Annotated in this window: 15 protein-coding genes; 9 read left to right on the forward strand and 6 right to left on the reverse strand. The window is 65.0% G+C overall.

Annotation, left to right across the window (positions count from 1 at the left end; translation table 11 throughout):
* Positions 1–124: 124 nt before the first annotated feature.
* Together ACO06X_RS16550 and purU are read right to left on the reverse strand one after the other, a co-directional pair.
* Positions 125–526 (reverse strand): VOC family protein, encoded by a 402-nt coding sequence (locus ACO06X_RS16550; RefSeq protein ID WP_421837304.1) that lies wholly within the window; start codon positions 524–526, stop codon positions 125–127.
* A gap of 152 nt (positions 527–678) precedes the next feature.
* The gene (gene purU / locus ACO06X_RS16555) at positions 679–1,533 is read right to left on the reverse strand and encodes a formyltetrahydrofolate deformylase (protein ID WP_421837305.1); all 855 of its coding nucleotides are present in this window, start codon (positions 1,531–1,533) and stop codon (positions 679–681) included.
* Positions 1,534–1,702: 169 nt separating this feature from the next.
* Between purU and ligM the strand changes: the two genes are divergently transcribed.
* The 3 genes from ligM (at position 1,703) to ACO06X_RS16570 (ending at position 4,809) form a co-directional block, all read left to right on the forward strand.
* A complete protein-coding gene (ligM, locus tag ACO06X_RS16560; RefSeq protein ID WP_421837306.1) occupies positions 1,703–3,100 on the forward strand; it encodes a vanillate/3-O-methylgallate O-demethylase in 1,398 nt (465 codons plus the stop codon).
* Positions 3,101–3,262: 162 nt separating this feature from the next.
* A complete protein-coding gene (locus ACO06X_RS16565) occupies positions 3,263–4,144 on the forward strand; it encodes a methylenetetrahydrofolate reductase (protein ID WP_421837307.1) in 882 nt (293 codons plus the stop codon).
* On the forward strand, positions 4,141–4,809 hold the full coding sequence (locus tag ACO06X_RS16570) for an alpha/beta fold hydrolase (protein ID WP_421837308.1): 669 nt from the start codon (positions 4,141–4,143) through the stop codon (positions 4,807–4,809). Before ACO06X_RS16565 ends, ACO06X_RS16570 begins: the two co-directional genes overlap by 4 nt.
* 147 nt (positions 4,810–4,956) lie before the next feature.
* Here ACO06X_RS16570 and ACO06X_RS16575 read toward each other — a convergent pair whose 3' ends face one another.
* Together ACO06X_RS16575 and ACO06X_RS16580 are read right to left on the reverse strand one after the other, a co-directional pair.
* Entirely contained in the window at positions 4,957–5,877 is a 921-nt protein-coding gene (locus ACO06X_RS16575; RefSeq protein ID WP_421837309.1) for an SDR family NAD(P)-dependent oxidoreductase, read from the reverse strand.
* On the reverse strand, positions 5,874–6,803 hold the full coding sequence (locus ACO06X_RS16580) for an SDR family NAD(P)-dependent oxidoreductase (RefSeq protein WP_421837310.1): 930 nt from the start codon (positions 6,801–6,803) through the stop codon (positions 5,874–5,876). The genes ACO06X_RS16575 and ACO06X_RS16580 overlap by 4 nt, the downstream gene beginning before the upstream one ends.
* A 161-nt stretch (positions 6,804–6,964) precedes the next feature.
* Here ACO06X_RS16580 and ACO06X_RS16585 point away from each other — a divergent pair, with 161 nt between their 5' ends.
* The 6 genes from ACO06X_RS16585 to ACO06X_RS16610 all read left to right on the forward strand — a co-directional run bounded on the left by ACO06X_RS16585 (position 6,965) and on the right by ACO06X_RS16610 (position 14,232).
* Positions 6,965–8,362 carry an MFS transporter gene (locus ACO06X_RS16585; protein ID WP_421837311.1) on the forward strand — a complete coding sequence of 466 codons (1,398 nt, stop codon included), beginning with the start codon at positions 6,965–6,967 and terminating at the stop codon, positions 8,360–8,362.
* 68 nt (positions 8,363–8,430) lie between these two features.
* On the forward strand, positions 8,431–9,168 hold the full coding sequence (locus tag ACO06X_RS16590) for a nuclear transport factor 2 family protein (protein WP_421837312.1): 738 nt from the start codon (positions 8,431–8,433) through the stop codon (positions 9,166–9,168).
* A 127-nt stretch (positions 9,169–9,295) separates the two neighbouring features.
* The gene (locus tag ACO06X_RS16595) at positions 9,296–10,726 is read left to right on the forward strand and encodes an NAD-dependent succinate-semialdehyde dehydrogenase (RefSeq protein WP_421837313.1); all 1,431 of its coding nucleotides are present in this window, start codon (positions 9,296–9,298) and stop codon (positions 10,724–10,726) included.
* A 9-nt stretch (positions 10,727–10,735) separates the two neighbouring features.
* On the forward strand, positions 10,736–11,791 hold the full coding sequence (locus tag ACO06X_RS16600; RefSeq protein ID WP_421837314.1) for an amidohydrolase family protein: 1,056 nt from the start codon (positions 10,736–10,738) through the stop codon (positions 11,789–11,791).
* A gap of 15 nt (positions 11,792–11,806) precedes the next feature.
* On the forward strand, positions 11,807–12,649 hold the full coding sequence (locus tag ACO06X_RS16605; RefSeq protein WP_421837315.1) for an NAD(P)H-binding protein: 843 nt from the start codon (positions 11,807–11,809) through the stop codon (positions 12,647–12,649).
* Positions 12,646–14,232, forward strand: a complete 1,587-nt coding sequence (locus ACO06X_RS16610) for an MFS transporter (protein WP_421837316.1) — start codon at positions 12,646–12,648, stop codon at positions 14,230–14,232. The genes ACO06X_RS16605 and ACO06X_RS16610 overlap by 4 nt, the downstream gene beginning before the upstream one ends.
* Before the next feature lies 1 nt (position 14,233).
* Here ACO06X_RS16610 and ACO06X_RS16615 read toward each other — a convergent pair whose 3' ends face one another.
* Both ACO06X_RS16615 and ACO06X_RS16620 read right to left on the reverse strand, forming a co-directional pair.
* Entirely contained in the window at positions 14,234–14,569 is a 336-nt protein-coding gene (locus ACO06X_RS16615) for a hypothetical protein (protein WP_421837317.1), read from the reverse strand.
* Positions 14,570–14,609: 40 nt separating this feature from the next.
* Positions 14,610–14,963: a hypothetical protein gene (locus tag ACO06X_RS16620; RefSeq protein ID WP_421837318.1), complete on the reverse strand. Its 354-nt coding sequence runs from the start codon at positions 14,961–14,963 to the stop codon at positions 14,610–14,612.
* Positions 14,964–14,987 lie beyond the last annotated feature (24 nt).

A 14,987-nucleotide genomic window follows, 5' to 3' on the forward strand; every position in this document is an offset into this window, starting at 1 on the left:
GTGAAGGGGGTTTTGGTCTGGTCGCTCTGGATTCCCGCCTTCGCGGGAATGACGAAACGAGTTTCAGCCCCCAAACGTTCGTCATTCCCGCGAAGGCGGGAATCCAGAGCGTACAACCGCTCGCTCAATCCCCGAAGAAATTGAGTTCCAGCAGCACGTTGTTGGGATCGCTCACGAAAATCTGGCGCAGGCCGATGGCATCCACGGTGTTGAGCTGGAAGGGCGTGCCGAGCGCGCCGACGCGCTCCATAAGTTCCTCGTAGCCCGAGCAATTGAGCGCGACGTGGTGGACGGCGCCGGTCAGCGCGCCGGGTTCGACGTGGCGGTCGAACGCGCGGGGGCAATCGACCGAGTTGATGTGGACGATCGCCTTGCCGCCGGCATCGTACATCCACTGCGCGCTATCGGGCGTCAGCGGCGGGGGCGCGTTGCGGCGTTCGAGGTTGAGCAGCGCCTTGTAGAACTCGGCGGTTTCATCGAGCTTGTCGGTGATCACGTTGACGTGATCGAGCCAGTTGACCTGCATTGCCTGCTCCCTCGTTTAAAGCCCTCTCCCCTTGAGGAGAGAGGGTTGGGAGAGGGGAGATTGCGCGGCGCCTTTGCCCCTCTCAACTTCGGCTAGCGAGCAAGCTCGCAAGCCTTCGTATCTCTCCCCTGACGGGGAGAGAGCAAGGGATTTCAGCTGCGGAACACGACCGTCTTGGTGCCGTTGAGCAGCGCGCGGTCTTCTAGGTGGAGGCGCACCGCTTCGGCCAGCACGCGGCGCTCCACATCGCGGCCCTTGCGGACGAGATCTTCGGGCGTGTCGGCGTGGGTCACGGTCGTCACGTCCTGGTGGATGATCGGGCCTTCATCGAGGTCGGTCGTAACGTAATGGCCGGTCGCGCCGATCATCTTCACGCCGCGCGCGTGGGCCTGGTGATAAGGCTTGGCGCCCTTGAAGCTCGGCAGGAACGAGTGGTGGATATTGATGCAGCGGCCGTTGAGGAACGAGGCCATGTCGTCCGACAGGATCTGCATGTAGCGCGCGAGGACGACGAGTTCGGCGCCGGTTTCGTTCACAATCGCCTTAACCTGCGCTTCCTGCTGCGGCTTGGTGTCCTTTGTGATCGGCAGGTGGTGATAGGGCACATCGCCCAGCAGCGTGATGTTGAGCGCTTCCTTGGGGTGGTTACCGATGATCGCGACGACATCCATCGGCAGCTCGCCGATGCGGGTGCGGTAGAGCAGATCGCCGAGGCAGTGATCGAACTTGCTGACCATGAGCACGGTGCGGCGCTTCTTCGAGCTATCGCGCATCGTCCATTCCATGCCGAACTGCTGCGCCACCGGCGCGAAGGCGCTGCGCAGCGTTTCCTGATCGCCCGAGCCCGGATCGAGCACGACGCGCATGAAAAAACGGCCGCTTTCGGTATCGTCGAACTGCTGCGCCTCAAGGATATTGGCGCCGGCCTCATAGAGGTTGCCGGTAACCCGGGCGACGATTCCGGGCTTGTCCTCGCACGAAAGCGTCAGGATCACTGGTGCAGTCATTCAATCTCTCCCTAGAGCCGCAGGCCCCATAGAGCGTGCGGGCGTTGGCTGCCAGCCGTGCATTCCCTTCTCATGGGGGCTGCACAATTTGGCATTGCGAATCTGCCCTGATATTGTATGTGTTGCATACAAATTTCAACCAGCCATTTTTTTCATCGGGAGAGATAACGTGGCAGCCAACCTCGAAGAGGTCCTCCAGGGCCAGTCCAACATCGTTGAAATGCTGCGCAACTCGCAGCTTGGTGCCTATGTCTACCCGGTGGTGGCGCCGGAGTTTTCCAACTGGCGCAGCGAGCAGTGGGCATGGCAGCACAGTGCGGTGCTGTTCGACCAGTCGCACCACATGGTGAATCTCTATATCCGCGGCAAGGATGCGGCGAAGCTGCTGTCGGACACGATGATCAACAGCTCGAAGGGCTGGTCGGTCAACAAGGCCAAGCAATATGTGCCGACGACGCCTTATGGCCACGTGATCGGCGATGGCATCATCTTCTGGGAAGAAGAGGAAAGCTTCACCTACGTCGGCCGCGCGCCGGCTTCGAACTGGCTGCGCTATCACGGCGCGACGGGCGGCTATGATGTCGAGATCGAGCTCGACGACCGCTCTCCGATGCGCCCGATGGGCAAGCCCGTGACCCGCAAGGAATGGCGCTTTCAGATCCAGGGTCCGCAGGCGTGGAACGTGATCGAGAAGCTGCACGGCGGTCCGCTGGAGCAGCTCAAGTTCTTCAACATGAGCACCATGAACATTGCCGGCAAGACCGTGCGCACGCTGCGCCACGGCATGTCGGGCGCGCCGGGCCTCGAAATCTGGGGCCCTTATGCAGAACAGGAAGAAATCCGCGCCGCCATTCTGGAAGCAGGCAAGGAGTTCGGCCTGATCGCTTGCGGCAGCCGCGCCTATCCTTCGAACACGCTGGAATCGGGCTGGATCCCCTCGCCGTTGCCCGCGATCTACACCGGCGAAAAGCTTAAGGGCTTCCGCGAGTGGCTGGGTGCCGACAGCTATGAGGCGACCGGCTCGATCGGCGGCTCGTTCGTGGGTGAGAGCATCGAGGATTACTACCTCAACCCGTGGGAACTGGGTTACGGCCCGTTCGTCAAGTTCGACCATGATTTCCACGGCCGCGAGGCGCTGGAGAAGCTGGACCCCGCCGCACAGCGCAAGAAGGTGACGCTGGCGTGGAACCCCGAGGACATGGCGAAGATCACCGCTTCGCTGTTCAACCCGGATGGCGAGCAATACAAGTTCTTCGACGTGCCGCTGGCGAACTATGCCTCGTCGAACTACGACCGCGTGGTCGATGCGGGCGGCAAGACGGTCGGCGTCTCGATGTTCACCGGCTATTCCTACAACGAGAAGCAGGCGCTTTCGCTTGCGACGGTTGATCCGGAAATCCCGGTCGGCACCGAAGTGCGCGTGGTTTGGGGCGAGCCCGATGGCGGCACGCGCAAGACCACGGTCGAGCCGCACAAGCAGATCGAAGTGCGCGCGATCGTCTCTTCGGTGCCCTATAGCCGCGTGGCGCGTGAAAACTACGCCGAAGGCTGGCGCACCGGGCGGTAAGCACCGCATGCGGGCTCTTGGCCCCCCTCCCGGAGAGGAGGGGTTGGGGGAGGGGGTTCGACCTTTCCTGCAAGCGCCGCGCATCCCCACCCAACCTCCCCCCGATCCTTCGACAGGCTCAGGAGGGAGGGGCAGGTTCGCGTGATTTGAGGAACGCAGCTTATGGCCGCAGCACTGATCCATCCCAACTGGGACAAGCCGCCGCTCGGCGTGACCGACGGCTTCAGCCTCGAAATGACCGCCAAGGACGAGGCTTCGCTGCGCGAGGCTGCGCCGCTGATCCCGGTCGATACGCCGATTGCCGTGACCTTCCTGCCCGGCGAGGACGTGGCGGCGCGGGTCAAGGCGACGGTGGCGGTGCGCGAACTTGGCTTCGAGCCGATGCCGCATTTCTCCGCGCGGCGGATCACTTCGGAGGATGACTTCGAGGGCTATCTCAAGGCGGTGGTCGAGCAGGCGGGCGTGAGCCGTGCGTTCATCGTGGCGGGCGATCCGCCCGAGCCGGTGGGGCCCTATTTCGATACGTCGGCGCTGATCGCGACCGGCGCGTTTGAGCGCAGCGGGATCAAGGCCATTGGCATCGGCGGCCACCCCGAAGGGCACCCCAACATGACCGAGCAGCAATGCTGGGACGTGCTGGTGAAAAAGGTTGCCGAGATCGAGGCGCGCGGGATGGCACCGCTGATCGTGACGCAGTTCGGGTTTGATCCGGACACATTTCTCGCCTGGCTACTGAAGCTGCGCGCGCTGGGCATCGATGCGCCGGTGCGCATCGGTGTGCCGGGGCCGGCGGGGATCAAGCGGCTGCTGGCGTTTGCCGCCCGTTGCGGCGTGGGGGCCTCCACTGCGGTGCTGCGGAAGTACGGGATTTCGGTGGCCAACCTGCTGGGCAGCGCCGGGCCGGACAAGCTGGTCGATGCCTTTGCCAAGGGGCTGGGGCCGCAGCACGGCCGCGTGCGGCTGCATTTCTATCCCTTTGGCGGCATGGTAAAGACGCTGGAGTGGGTGCATGCCTACAACGCCAAGCACGGGATTTCGGCATGACCGACTATGTACTCGTCCACGGCGCGTGGGGCGGCAGCTGGGGCTATGACCGGCTGGCCCGCGAACTGCGTGCTGCAGGGCACCGCGTGGTGCTGGCGCAACTGGCCGGGCTGGGCACGCGCAGGGGCGAGTTCCATCCGGGCATCACGCTGACGACGCATATCGATGACGTTTGCAACCAGATCGCCTCTGCTGGGTTCGACAGGTTCGTGCTGGTCGGCCATTCCTATGGCGGGATGATCGTGACAGGCGTGGCGACACGGCTGGGCGCGCGGATCACGGCGCTGGTCTATCTCGATGCCTTCCTGCCGCAGGACGGGCAATCGCTGTGGGATCTGACCGGCGACTTCGAGCACAACCACTACATCGGCAGCCAGAAGTTCACGCCCGCAGCCGTCGCGCCGCTACCGGGGCTGGAGCATCCGGGGCTTTCGCCGCATCCGTTGCTGACGCTGCTGGAAGCGGTGAAGTTTACCGGTGAAGAAGCCAAGGTCGGCCGGCGCATCTATGTGTTCGCCAATGCCTGGGAGCCGACGCCGTTCCGCAAGTTCGTGGCGCGCGTGACCAGCGAGAAGGGCTGGGAATATCACGAGGCCAAGGCCAGCCACGATGTGATGGGCGACCAGCCCGAACAGACCTTGCAGATCCTGCTCGGCTGCGCCTGAGGCTTGGACCGAGCTATCAGCAAATGAGTCCGTCGACCCGTGCTTGACACGGGCCTTGGCTTTTCTTGTCGACGCTGCGCCAGAAGAACAGCCCGGCCCCGTGTCGAGCACGGGGCGACGGAAAAATAAGCGTTAAGGCATCAGCTTCTAGAAGTCCGCCGCGCGTGATTTGGCGCGGGCCTGCGCAAAGGCATCGCGGCGGAACTTCTCGAACGCCACGCGTTGGTCGTGGCCGGGGTCTTTCGGGTAGTCCTGATATTCCGAGATGATCTCGTCGAAGATTTCGCGCATTTCTTCCTTGTGATCGGGATGGCTGAAGATGTGGAGGCGATTGGCCTTCATCGCCTCGATCACGCGGGCGCCGATCACGTCGGGCTCCATGCCGAATTCGTGGATGCCGGCGAGGCGCTCGACGGCCTCGGAATTGACCGGCTTCATCGCGCCCTTGAGTTCGTCCGGGCGGATATCGTCGCTGGCGTAGATATAGCTCTTCACGAGGCCCGGGCAGAGCACCGAGACGCCGATCTCATACTGCAGCAGCGAGTAGTGCAGCGATTCCGAAAGGCCGCGCACGGCGAATTTGGTGGTGTTGTAGATGCCGGGCGTGCCTGCCGCCAGGAAGGCAGCCATCGATGCGGTGTTGACCACGTGGCCGCCCTTCTGCTCGCCAGCCTTCACGCGTGCGACCATGCGCGGCACGAAGGTCATCACTCCGTTGATCACGCCGTGGAGGTTGACGCCCATCAGCCAGTCCCAATCGTCGTAGGAACTTTCCTCGATCGGCTGGAACAGGTTGACGCCCGCGTTGTTGCACAGGATCGAGACGGGGCCGAACTTTGCTTCGACCTCGTCCGCCGCCGCCTTGAAGCCATCGCGGCTGGCGACATCGAGCTGGACGCCCATGACCTCGCGGTTGTCGAGGCTGGCGAGGGCCTTGTCGATCGAATCCTGCCGGATATCGGCGATGGCGACCTTGCAGCCTTCATGGAGAAGTTGCCGGACGAGCCCTATGCCGACGCCGTTGGCGCCGCCGGTGACGAAGGCGGTTCGGCCTGCGAAGTCTTTCATGCGGCGTCTCCTGCACGCTTGGTTTTCAGCGCATCCTGCCGGGCGATCTCGGCGGTGATCGCCGGATTGCGGAACAGCATCGCGAACGTCTGCTTGTATTCGGCATTCTCGGGGAGGTGCGTCTGCACGGCAGCCGTGGTTGCCTCTCCGCGCTCGCGCACGCCGGTGAGGAATTCGCTGTGGGTGAGGATGTAGAGTTCGTCGTTGAGGATGCCCTGCAGCACGCGCTGCCCCACTTCTTCCTTGGTCTGGTAGAGGTGCATGAAGTTGCCGCCGGAGGCGCGGCGCTTGTCAGCTTCCGCATAGCCGGTTTCGGCCAGATCGGTGGGGCGGGTCTTGCCCGCGTCGGCGATGTTTGATTGCACGGCGCCCGGGCAGAATGCCGAGCAGATCACACCGCGCGGCTCGAGTTCGGGGCGCATGCATTCCATCATCGAAGTGACGGCGGCCTTGCCCGAGGAATAGATCGTCGTGCCGCCAACGGGCACGAGCGCGGACATCGAGGCGGTGGCGACGATGTGTCCGCCTTCGCCGTGCGCCAGAATGCGCGGCAGGATCGTGACGATGCCGTTGATCGTGCCGCCCACATTCACGCCCATGACCCAGTCCCAATCGGCGAAGGTCGCAAGCTCGGTCGGGCCGACCACGGCAACGCCGGCGTTGTTGCAGAGGATATGAATCTTGCCGAAGGTCGCTTCGGCAGCGTCAGCAGCGGCGGCAAAGGCGGCGCGGTCGGTCACGTCGAGCTTCAGCGGCAGCACGCGTTCGCCGCCTGCGAGTTCGGCTTCGGCGGCGGCGAGGTGGTCGTCGCGGATATCGGCGATCACCACGTTCATGCCGGCGCCGAGCAGCGCCTTGGCGATGCCGAGGCCGATGCCGCTGGCGCCGCCGGTGATGAAGGCTGTCTTGCCGGGGAGGTTCTGCATGATCGCTCTCCTGGGGGTGGCAGAGCCTTTCGTGACTCCACCGATTGTTAGATTGCCTTTTCTATTCACCACGCCGAGATTGTATGCAAGACTAACAATTGTTCGAGACGAAAAAGGCTCCGGCGATTCAGGCGCGGGGCTGCCGGGCGAGAGGAATGACGATGGCGGGTCCGACGGTTGTGACCGATCCGGAAGCGGCGGCAAGCGGGGCGAGGGAGCGTGAATGGCCCTCCACCGGGGCGGCTTACTGGGCGCTCACGGTGATCGTGCTGGCGACCTTCCTGACCTTCTTCGATGCGGTAACGTTCGGCATGTTGGCCGAGCGGATCAAGCACGATTTCGGCCTGACCGATTCGCAACTGGGCTTCCTCGCGGGTCCGGCGAGCATCATCTGCTATCTCTTCGTCGGCATCCCGCTCGCGCGGCTCGCCGATATCTACCCGCGTAAGTATGTGCTGGCGGGCGGGGCTGCGGTGGTCGGCCTTATCATTTCGCTCGGCGGACTTGCGCAGAGCTTTACGCAGTTCGTGGGCAGCCGGGTGTTTCTGGCCGCGGGCGGATCGGCCCATGCGCCCTCGTCGTACTCGCTGCTTGCCGATGCCTTTCCGCCCAAGAAGCTGACCCGCGCCTTCGCGCTGCTGCAGTTCGGTTTCATCGGCGGGACGGTGCTGGGACCGCTGATCGGCGGGGCACTGGTGGTGATGAGCGCGGGCTGGGCGCCGACCACGTTGGGACCGCTGACGATCCGCGGCTGGCAGTGGATCCTCATCGTGATGGGGCTGCCGGGCCTGCTCGTGGGGCTGCTGTTCCTGACTGTGAAGGAACCCGCGCGGCTCGCCCCCGCACCCGATGCGCCGCAAGTGCCGGTGGATGCCGGGTTCGGGCGGCGCGTGCTGACTTTCATGGGCCTCGATGCGCTGCGCGCCATCAATGCCAAGCCGCGCGTATACTATCCGCTGTTCGGTGCGCTGGCGCTGAGCGCGGTCGAGGTGTTTGGCCTGCAGTTCTGGCGCGTACCATTCATGGTGCGCACCTTCGGCTGGGACGAAGCGCAGATCGGAGCGGCGCTGAGCGTGACGGTGCTGGCGGGATCGCTGGCGGGCCTGCTGCTGGGCAGCGTGATGGTCGAATGGCTGGCAAAGCGGCACAAGGACGCGAACGTACGCGCGGCGGCGATCTGCTTTGCCGGTACGACCGTGAGCACGATTGCCGCGATCCTGATGCCGACGCCCTGGGCTTCAATGATCCTGTTCGGCATCTCGGGCATGTTCGGCATGGCGGGAGCCGTGCCGCAGAACGCCGCCGTCCAGCGTGTGGCGCCCAATGCCATGCGCGGGCAGGTGACCGCGATCTATCTGTTCATGTTCACCTTCTTCGGCGCGATGGGCAGCTTTGTGGTGGGCCGTGTGCAGGATGTGGTGATCGGCGATCCGCACCAGCTGTGGAAGGCGCTGCTGATCACCGCAGGCACGCTGCTGCCGCTTGCCACGCTGCTGATGATCCGGGCGATCAAACCTTATCGAGAGGAAGTGGAGCGGCTGGAGCTCGCCGGGATCTGAACTGCGCCGTTGACAGCGCAGCGCCTCGCCGCGATTGTTAGGTATACAAACTAATTGGGAGACTCTGGATGTCCGAAGACCGTATCGCCGCGCTGGAAGGCAAGCTGGCCGAGCTGGAGCGCCGCCTCACCGTGCGCGAGGACGAGCTCGATATCCGCAAGCTGCAGCACCTCTACGGCTACCTGATCGACAAGTGCCTTTATCTGGAGACGGCGGACCTGTTCACCGATGACGGCGAAGTGCGCTTCTTCGGCGGGATCTGGAAGGGCAAGGAGGGCGTCAAGCGGCTCTATTGCGAGCGGTTCCAGAAGCGCTTCACTTATGGCAACAACGGGCCGATCGACGGGTTCCTGCTTGATCACCCGCAGCTTCAGGACATCATCCATGTGCAGGCGGACGGCGTCACCGCGCTCGCCCGCGCGCGTTCGATGATGCAAGCCGGGCGCCACAAGGACTATGAAGGCGATGCCCCCCACCTCAAAGCGCGCCAGTGGTGGGAAGGCGGCATTTACGAGAACACCTACAAGAAGGTGGACGGGCTGTGGCGCATTCACATCCTCAACTACATGCCGCAGTGGCACGCCGATTTCGAACATGGCTGGGCCAACACGCCGCACGAATATGTGCCGTTCCCCAAGGTGACTTATCCCACCGACCCGACCGGGCCGGACGCGCTGATCGAGGACCACTGGCTCTGGCCGACGCACAAGCTGGTGCCCTTCCACATGCCGCATCCGGTGACCGGCGAGGAAATCGTGGCGCAGCGCTGGCAGGGTGATATCGACCGGGAAACGGCGCGGGGCTGATACTCTGACCCACCAATTCCCGTTCGTGTCGAGCGAAGTCGAGACACCACACGCGGCGCTTGGTGTCTCGACTTCGCTCGACACGAACGGATGTTGGTTGCTGGCTTGTGACCTCTGGAGGTAATGCGTGACCACATACCCATCGCTGCACATGATCATCGCCGGGGAGCGCGTCTTCGGCGGGGGACGGCGCACCCATGCGGTCGTCAATCCGGCCACGGGCGAGACGATCGGCGAGCTGCCGCTGGCCGATGCCGCCGATCTCGACCGCGCGCTGGAAGCGGCACAACGCGGCTTCAAGCTGTGGCGCAAATCGACTCCGCAGCAGCGCGCTGCCGTCCTGAATGGCGCGGCGCGGCTGCTGCTGGAGCGGCAGGAAGACCTCGCGCGGATTGCCACGCTGGAGCAGGGCAAGACGCTGGCCGAATCGCGCATCGAAGTCATGATGAACGTGGGGCTGTTCCAGTTCTACGCGGGCGAGGTGTTCCGCATCTATGGCCGCGCACTGGTTCGGCCGGAGGGCATGCGCTCGACCGTGACGCACGAGCCGGTGGGGCCGGTCGCGGCCTTTGCGCCGTGGAACTTCCCGCTCGGCAATCCGGGGCGCAAACTGGGCGCGCCGATTGCGGCGGGCTGTTCGGTGATCCTGAAAGCGGCGGAGGAGACCCCCGCCTCAGCGCTGGGCGTGCTGCAGTGCCTGCTCGATGCGGGGCTGCCGCCTGAGGTGGCGCAAGCGGTGTTTGGCGTGCCCGATGAAGTGAGCCGGCACCTGCTGGGCTCTCCGATCATCCGCAAGTTGAGCTTCACTGGATCGACGGTGGTGGGCAAGCACCTTGCCAAGCTCGCCGCCGAGGACATGAAGCGCACGACGATGGAACTGGGCGGACACGGCCCGGTGCTGGTGTTCGGCGATGCCGACATGGACCGCGTGCTAGATACTGTCGTCACGCAGAAGTACCGCAATGCAGGTCAGGTCTGCGTGAGCCCGACGCGGTTCATTGTGGAGGAAAGCGCCTACGATCGGTTCCGCAATGCTTTTGCGGAGCGGGCGAAAGCGATTGTGGTCGGCAATGGTCTCGATGATGCGACCCGCATGGGCCCGATGGCCAACCCGCGTCGGCCCGAGGCGATGGACCGGCTGATCGGCGATGCCGTCTCGCGCGGCGCGCGGCTGCATACCGGCGGCGAGCGTGTCGGCAATGCCGGGTTCTTCTATGCGCCTTCGGTGCTCTCCGACATTCCGCTGGACGCGCTGATCATGAACGAGGAGCCGTTCGGCCCCGTCGCGCTGATCAATGCCTATGCGGGCGAGGAGGCGATGATCGCGGAGGCGAACCGGCTGCCCTATGGCCTTGCGGCATTCGCCTGGACGCAGGACGGCAAGCGCCAGCAGCGGCTGGCGCGCGAGATCGAGGCGGGGATGGTGGGCATCAACACCAACATGATCGCCGGCGCGGATTCGCCCTTCGGCGGTGTGCGCTGGTCTGGCCATGGCGCAGAAGACGGGCCGGAAGGCGTGCTGGCGTGCATGGTGACCAAAGCGGTCCACGAGGGATAGGGAAGCGACATGACCGAGGAACTCAAGACCGGCGGCGCCCAGGGCTACTTGCGCATTGCCACCGAGGAAGCCTTTGCCACGCAGGAACAGATCGACGTGTTCCTGCGCATGATTCGCGATGGCACGGCAGACAAAGGCATGGTCTCGCTCTGGGGGTTCTACGCGACCAGCCCCTCCGAACGCGCGATGCAGATCATGGAGCGGCTGCTCGATCTGGGCGAGCGGCGGATTGCCGACATGGATGCGACCGGGATAGACAAGGCGATCCTCGCGCTGACCTCGCCGGGCGTGCAGCCGATGCTGGATGTGGACGAGGCCAAGCGTATCGCGACGCAGGCGAACGACAGGCTGGCTGAGGCCTGCGCGAAGTATCCCGACCGCTTCATCGGGCTGGGCACGGTGGCGCCGCAGGACCCGGAATGGTCGGCGGCGGAAATCCGGCGCGGGGCGAGCGAGCTGGGCTTCAAGGGCATCCAGATCAACAGCCACACGCAGGGCGAATATCTCGATGATCCCAAGTTCGATCCGATCTTCCGCGCGCTGTGCGATGTGGGCCAGCCGCTCTACATCCATCCGGCGACACCGCCGGACAGCATGATCGGGCCGATGCTGGAGAGCGGGCTCGATGGCGCGATCTTCGGCTTCGGGGTGGAGACGGGGATGCACCTGCTGCGCCTCATCACCATCGGCATTTTTGACAAGTATCCCGATCTGCAGATCATGGTCGGCCACATGGGCGAGGCGCTGCCCTATTGGCTCTACCGGCTGGACTACATGCATCAGGCAGGCGTGCGCTCGCAGCGCTATGAGCGAATGAAGCCGCTCAAGAAGACCATCGCCGAATACATGCGCTCCAACGTGCTGATCACCAATTCGGGCATGGCGTGGGAACCGGCGATCAAGTTCTGCCAGCAGGTGGTGGGCGAGGACCGGGTGATGTACGCCATGGACTATCCCTACCAGTATGTGGCCGACGAAGTCCGCGCGATGGATGCGATGGACATGAGCCCGGAAACAAAGAAGAAGTTCTTCCAGACCAACGCCGAGCGCTGGTTCAAGCTCTGAGCGCAGGAGACAGAGATGTACGCGATCGCAGGTGCTTCGGGGCAGCTTGGGCAACTGGTGCTGGCCGGACTGGTAGAGAAGGTCGGCGCGGACAAGGTGGTGGCGCTGGTGCGCACGCCGGCCAAGCTGGCGGAGGCGGCAGCTTCCGGCGTCTCCGTCCGTGCGTTCGACTATGATGCGGTGGATGCGGCGGCGCTGGCGGGCGTGGAGCGGTTGCTGCTGATCTCGGCCAACGAAGTGGGCAAGCGTGGGCCGCAGCATCAGGCGGTGATCGATGCGGCCAAGGCGGCAGGCGTGGGCCTGATTGCCTATACCTCGATCCTTCACGCGCCCACCTCGACCATCGGCCTTGCCGAGGAACACCGCGAGACCGAAGCGGCGCTGGCGGCGAGCGGGCTGCCGTACATGCTGCTGCGCAACGGCTGGTACAACGAGAACTATACCGGCGCGCTCGGCCCCTCGATCGAGCATGGTGCGATCATCGGGGCGGCAGGCGCGGGGCGGATCTGCTCGGCCAGCCGCGCAGACTATGCGGCGGCGGCAGTCGCCGCGCTCGTGGATGGCGCTGCGGGCGATGTCTACGAACTGGCGGGCGACGAAGCCTTCACCATGGCGGACTTTGCCGCGCATGTTGCGCGAATCGCCGGGAAGCCGGTCGCCTATGTCGATATGAGCCAGGCGGATTATGCCGCCGCGCTTGAAGGCGTGGGCTTGCCCGGCTGGCTCGCCGCGATGCTGGCCAATTCGAGCTACGCCTCGAGCCAGGGCGCGTTGTTTGACGACAGCCACACGCTTTCGCGCCTGATCGGGCGGCCGACGACGCCGATCGCCGATACGATCGCGGCGGCCCTCGCTTGACCGCGCCCAGCCTGCCGACGGTGGTTGCCAAAGGCGGGCGTTATGCGCTCGTCCTGCTCGCGTTGACCCAGGCGATGAGCCTGCTCGACCGGCAGATCCTTGCGATCCTCGCGCCCGCGATCAAGAAGGACCTCGGCGTCGGCGATGCCGAGATGGGGCTGCTTTACGGCACGGTCTTCGCGCTGTTCTACGCGCTGTTTTCGCTGCCGGTGGGGCGGCTGGCCGATGGCTGGGTGCGCACGCGGCTGCTGGCGATCAGCCTGCTGTTCTGGTCTGCCGCCACCGGCCTTGCGGGGCTGACGACCAGCTTTGCCATGCTTGCGCTCTCGCGGCTGGGCGTGGGCATCGGCGAAGCAGCGACCTCGCCTGCTGGCACTTCGCTGCTGTATGATTATTGGCCGCGCCAGCAGCGCGGGTTCGTGATGGCGGTCATGGCTTCGGCGATCGCGCTGGGGCTGGGCGGGTCGCTGATCCTCGGGGGGCTTGCGGCGAACTGGTGGGATGTTGCGCATCCCGGTGCGGCGCTGCGCGGCTGGCAGTTTGCCTTCCTCGTCGCCGCCGCGCCCGGTTTCGTCCTCGCGGCGTTCCTGTGGACCTTGCGCGAGCCGGAGCGCGGGGCGATGGACGGCATCGCGACTCCGCCCGATCCGCGCCCGTTTGCCGCCAGCCTCGAAATGCTCGGTGCAGTGACGCCGGGCTTCCACCTCATCGTGATGCGCGCGCGCCGCGCCGCCCCGGCGATGATCGCGCGCAACCTCGTGCTGATGGGCGTGATCGCCGCGGTCATGGTCATGCTGATCGTCGCAAGTACCGCGATTTCGCCCCGGCCGCCGCTGGTGTTCGGCAGCATGGCCATCAATCCCCACGCGCTGCAGTGGGCGGTGATCGGCTTTGGTCTCGTCGTGATCGTCAACCTCGTACAGAGCGTGAGCCTCTCCGACCCGCAGGCCAGCCGGGTGATCCGCGGATCGCCGACGGTGATGATGTGCATGGCCGTGGGCACGCTGCAATCGGTGCTTAACTACGGCATGATGGCGTTCAACCCCACCTTCCTGATCCGCACCTACCACCTCTCGCTGGGCGAGACGGCGCTGAAGTTCGGACTGCTTTCGGCAGGCATGGGCATTGTCGGGCCGCTGCTGTGGGGGCCGCTGTCTGACTGGCTGCAAAAGCGCTGGCCGGGATCGGGCCGCGCGGGCGTAGCGCTGTTCGCGATGACGGTTTCGCCGCTGATGTCGCTCTGGGTCTATACTTCGCCCGATTCGGAAACCTTCTTCTGGCGCTTCCTGCCCTACAGCTTCATCCTCACCGGCTGGATGCCGCCGCTCTATGCGATCATGTACGAGCAAGTCCTGCCCCGGATGCGCGGGCTGACCTCGAGCCTCTATCTGCTGGTGATGACGATCCTGGGGCTTGGCATCGGGCCTTATGTGGTGGGGCTGCTCTCCGATGCGACGGGCAACCTGCGTTTCGCCATGCTGAGCATCAACTGGGTGGCCGTGCCGATCGCGGTGCTGATGGTGCTGATCGCGCGGCGTGCAGAGCGAGACGAACAGGGCCTTCTGGCGCGGGCGGCGGGGTAGGCTACCGCCCCTTCTTCGCCGTCCCCGCGCTGAAATCAGGGTCCTTGTTGGCCACCCAATCGACGAACTTGCGCACTGCCGGGTTGGCGAGGAGCTGGTCCACGTCCATCCCGGCGCGCTGCAGTTCGGAATTGGTGAAGTTGGTGATCAGCGTGTTCTGGCAGATCGCGTGCATCGGCACGGTCTCACGCCCGCCGCGGCTTTTGGGCACGGGGTGATGCCAGACGATGGTGGAGCCGCAGGGGCGGCCGCAGAGCCAGCACGGCGGTGGGGGCGCGGCCTCGGGTGCCTCGTCCTCGTCGTCTCGCCAACCGCCTTTGGAATGCTTGCGGGCCATGCATGTGCCTTTGGTTCAGCAGCAGAATTGCGCCGCGGCTCTACTCCGGTTCGGCTTCGGCCGCCAGACGCTCCAGCCAGGCGCGGGCCTGTTTCGGCTCACCCACTGCCTGCGCGCGTACCGGTCCCCGTGCGGCGAGGAACTGCTGGTGCAGCGTGAAGGGTTCGTCCAGCATCAGCTGCTCACGCAATTCGGCGATCTCTTCGGCCAGCGTCTCCAGTTCGGCGACCGCAGGCGCGGCGCGGGCGCGGTCGTGGCGGTCCTGGCGGTGGTCGAACAAGCCCCAGCTCCCCGCAGCGGTCACCTTGAGCGCGGTGATCAGCGCTTCGCGGTAGTCAGCCTCCAGCCCCTCGCGGCGGCGGTCGAGGCGTTCGAGGCGGTCGGCACGGGCCACGGTGTTATCCTTTCGGGGCGCGGC

It is taken from the genome of Novosphingobium sp., from assembly GCF_965229225.1.
Lineage (GTDB): Bacteria > Pseudomonadota > Alphaproteobacteria > Sphingomonadales > Sphingomonadaceae > Novosphingobium.

Excerpts from the sequence above, each read along its gene's own strand:
- ACO06X_RS16550 (WP_421837304.1), bottom strand. The coding sequence starts at position 526 with ATGCAGGTCAACTGGCTCGATCACGTCAACGTGATCACCGACAAGCTC.
- purU (WP_421837305.1), bottom strand. The coding sequence starts at position 1,533 with ATGACTGCACCAGTGATCCTGACGCTTTCGTGCGAGGACAAGCCCGGA.
- ACO06X_RS16565 (WP_421837307.1), top strand. The coding sequence starts at position 3,263 with ATGGCCGCAGCACTGATCCATCCCAACTGGGACAAGCCGCCGCTCGGC.
- ACO06X_RS16570 (WP_421837308.1), top strand. The coding sequence starts at position 4,141 with ATGACCGACTATGTACTCGTCCACGGCGCGTGGGGCGGCAGCTGGGGC.
- ACO06X_RS16575 (WP_421837309.1), bottom strand. The coding sequence starts at position 5,877 with ATGAAAGACTTCGCAGGCCGAACCGCCTTCGTCACCGGCGGCGCCAAC.
- ACO06X_RS16580 (WP_421837310.1), bottom strand. The coding sequence starts at position 6,803 with ATGCAGAACCTCCCCGGCAAGACAGCCTTCATCACCGGCGGCGCCAGC.
- ACO06X_RS16585 (WP_421837311.1), top strand. The coding sequence starts at position 6,965 with ATGGCGGGTCCGACGGTTGTGACCGATCCGGAAGCGGCGGCAAGCGGG.
- ACO06X_RS16590 (WP_421837312.1), top strand. The coding sequence starts at position 8,431 with ATGTCCGAAGACCGTATCGCCGCGCTGGAAGGCAAGCTGGCCGAGCTG.
- ACO06X_RS16600 (WP_421837314.1), top strand. The coding sequence starts at position 10,736 with ATGACCGAGGAACTCAAGACCGGCGGCGCCCAGGGCTACTTGCGCATT.
- ACO06X_RS16605 (WP_421837315.1), top strand. The coding sequence starts at position 11,807 with ATGTACGCGATCGCAGGTGCTTCGGGGCAGCTTGGGCAACTGGTGCTG.
- ACO06X_RS16615 (WP_421837317.1), bottom strand. The coding sequence starts at position 14,569 with ATGGCCCGCAAGCATTCCAAAGGCGGTTGGCGAGACGACGAGGACGAG.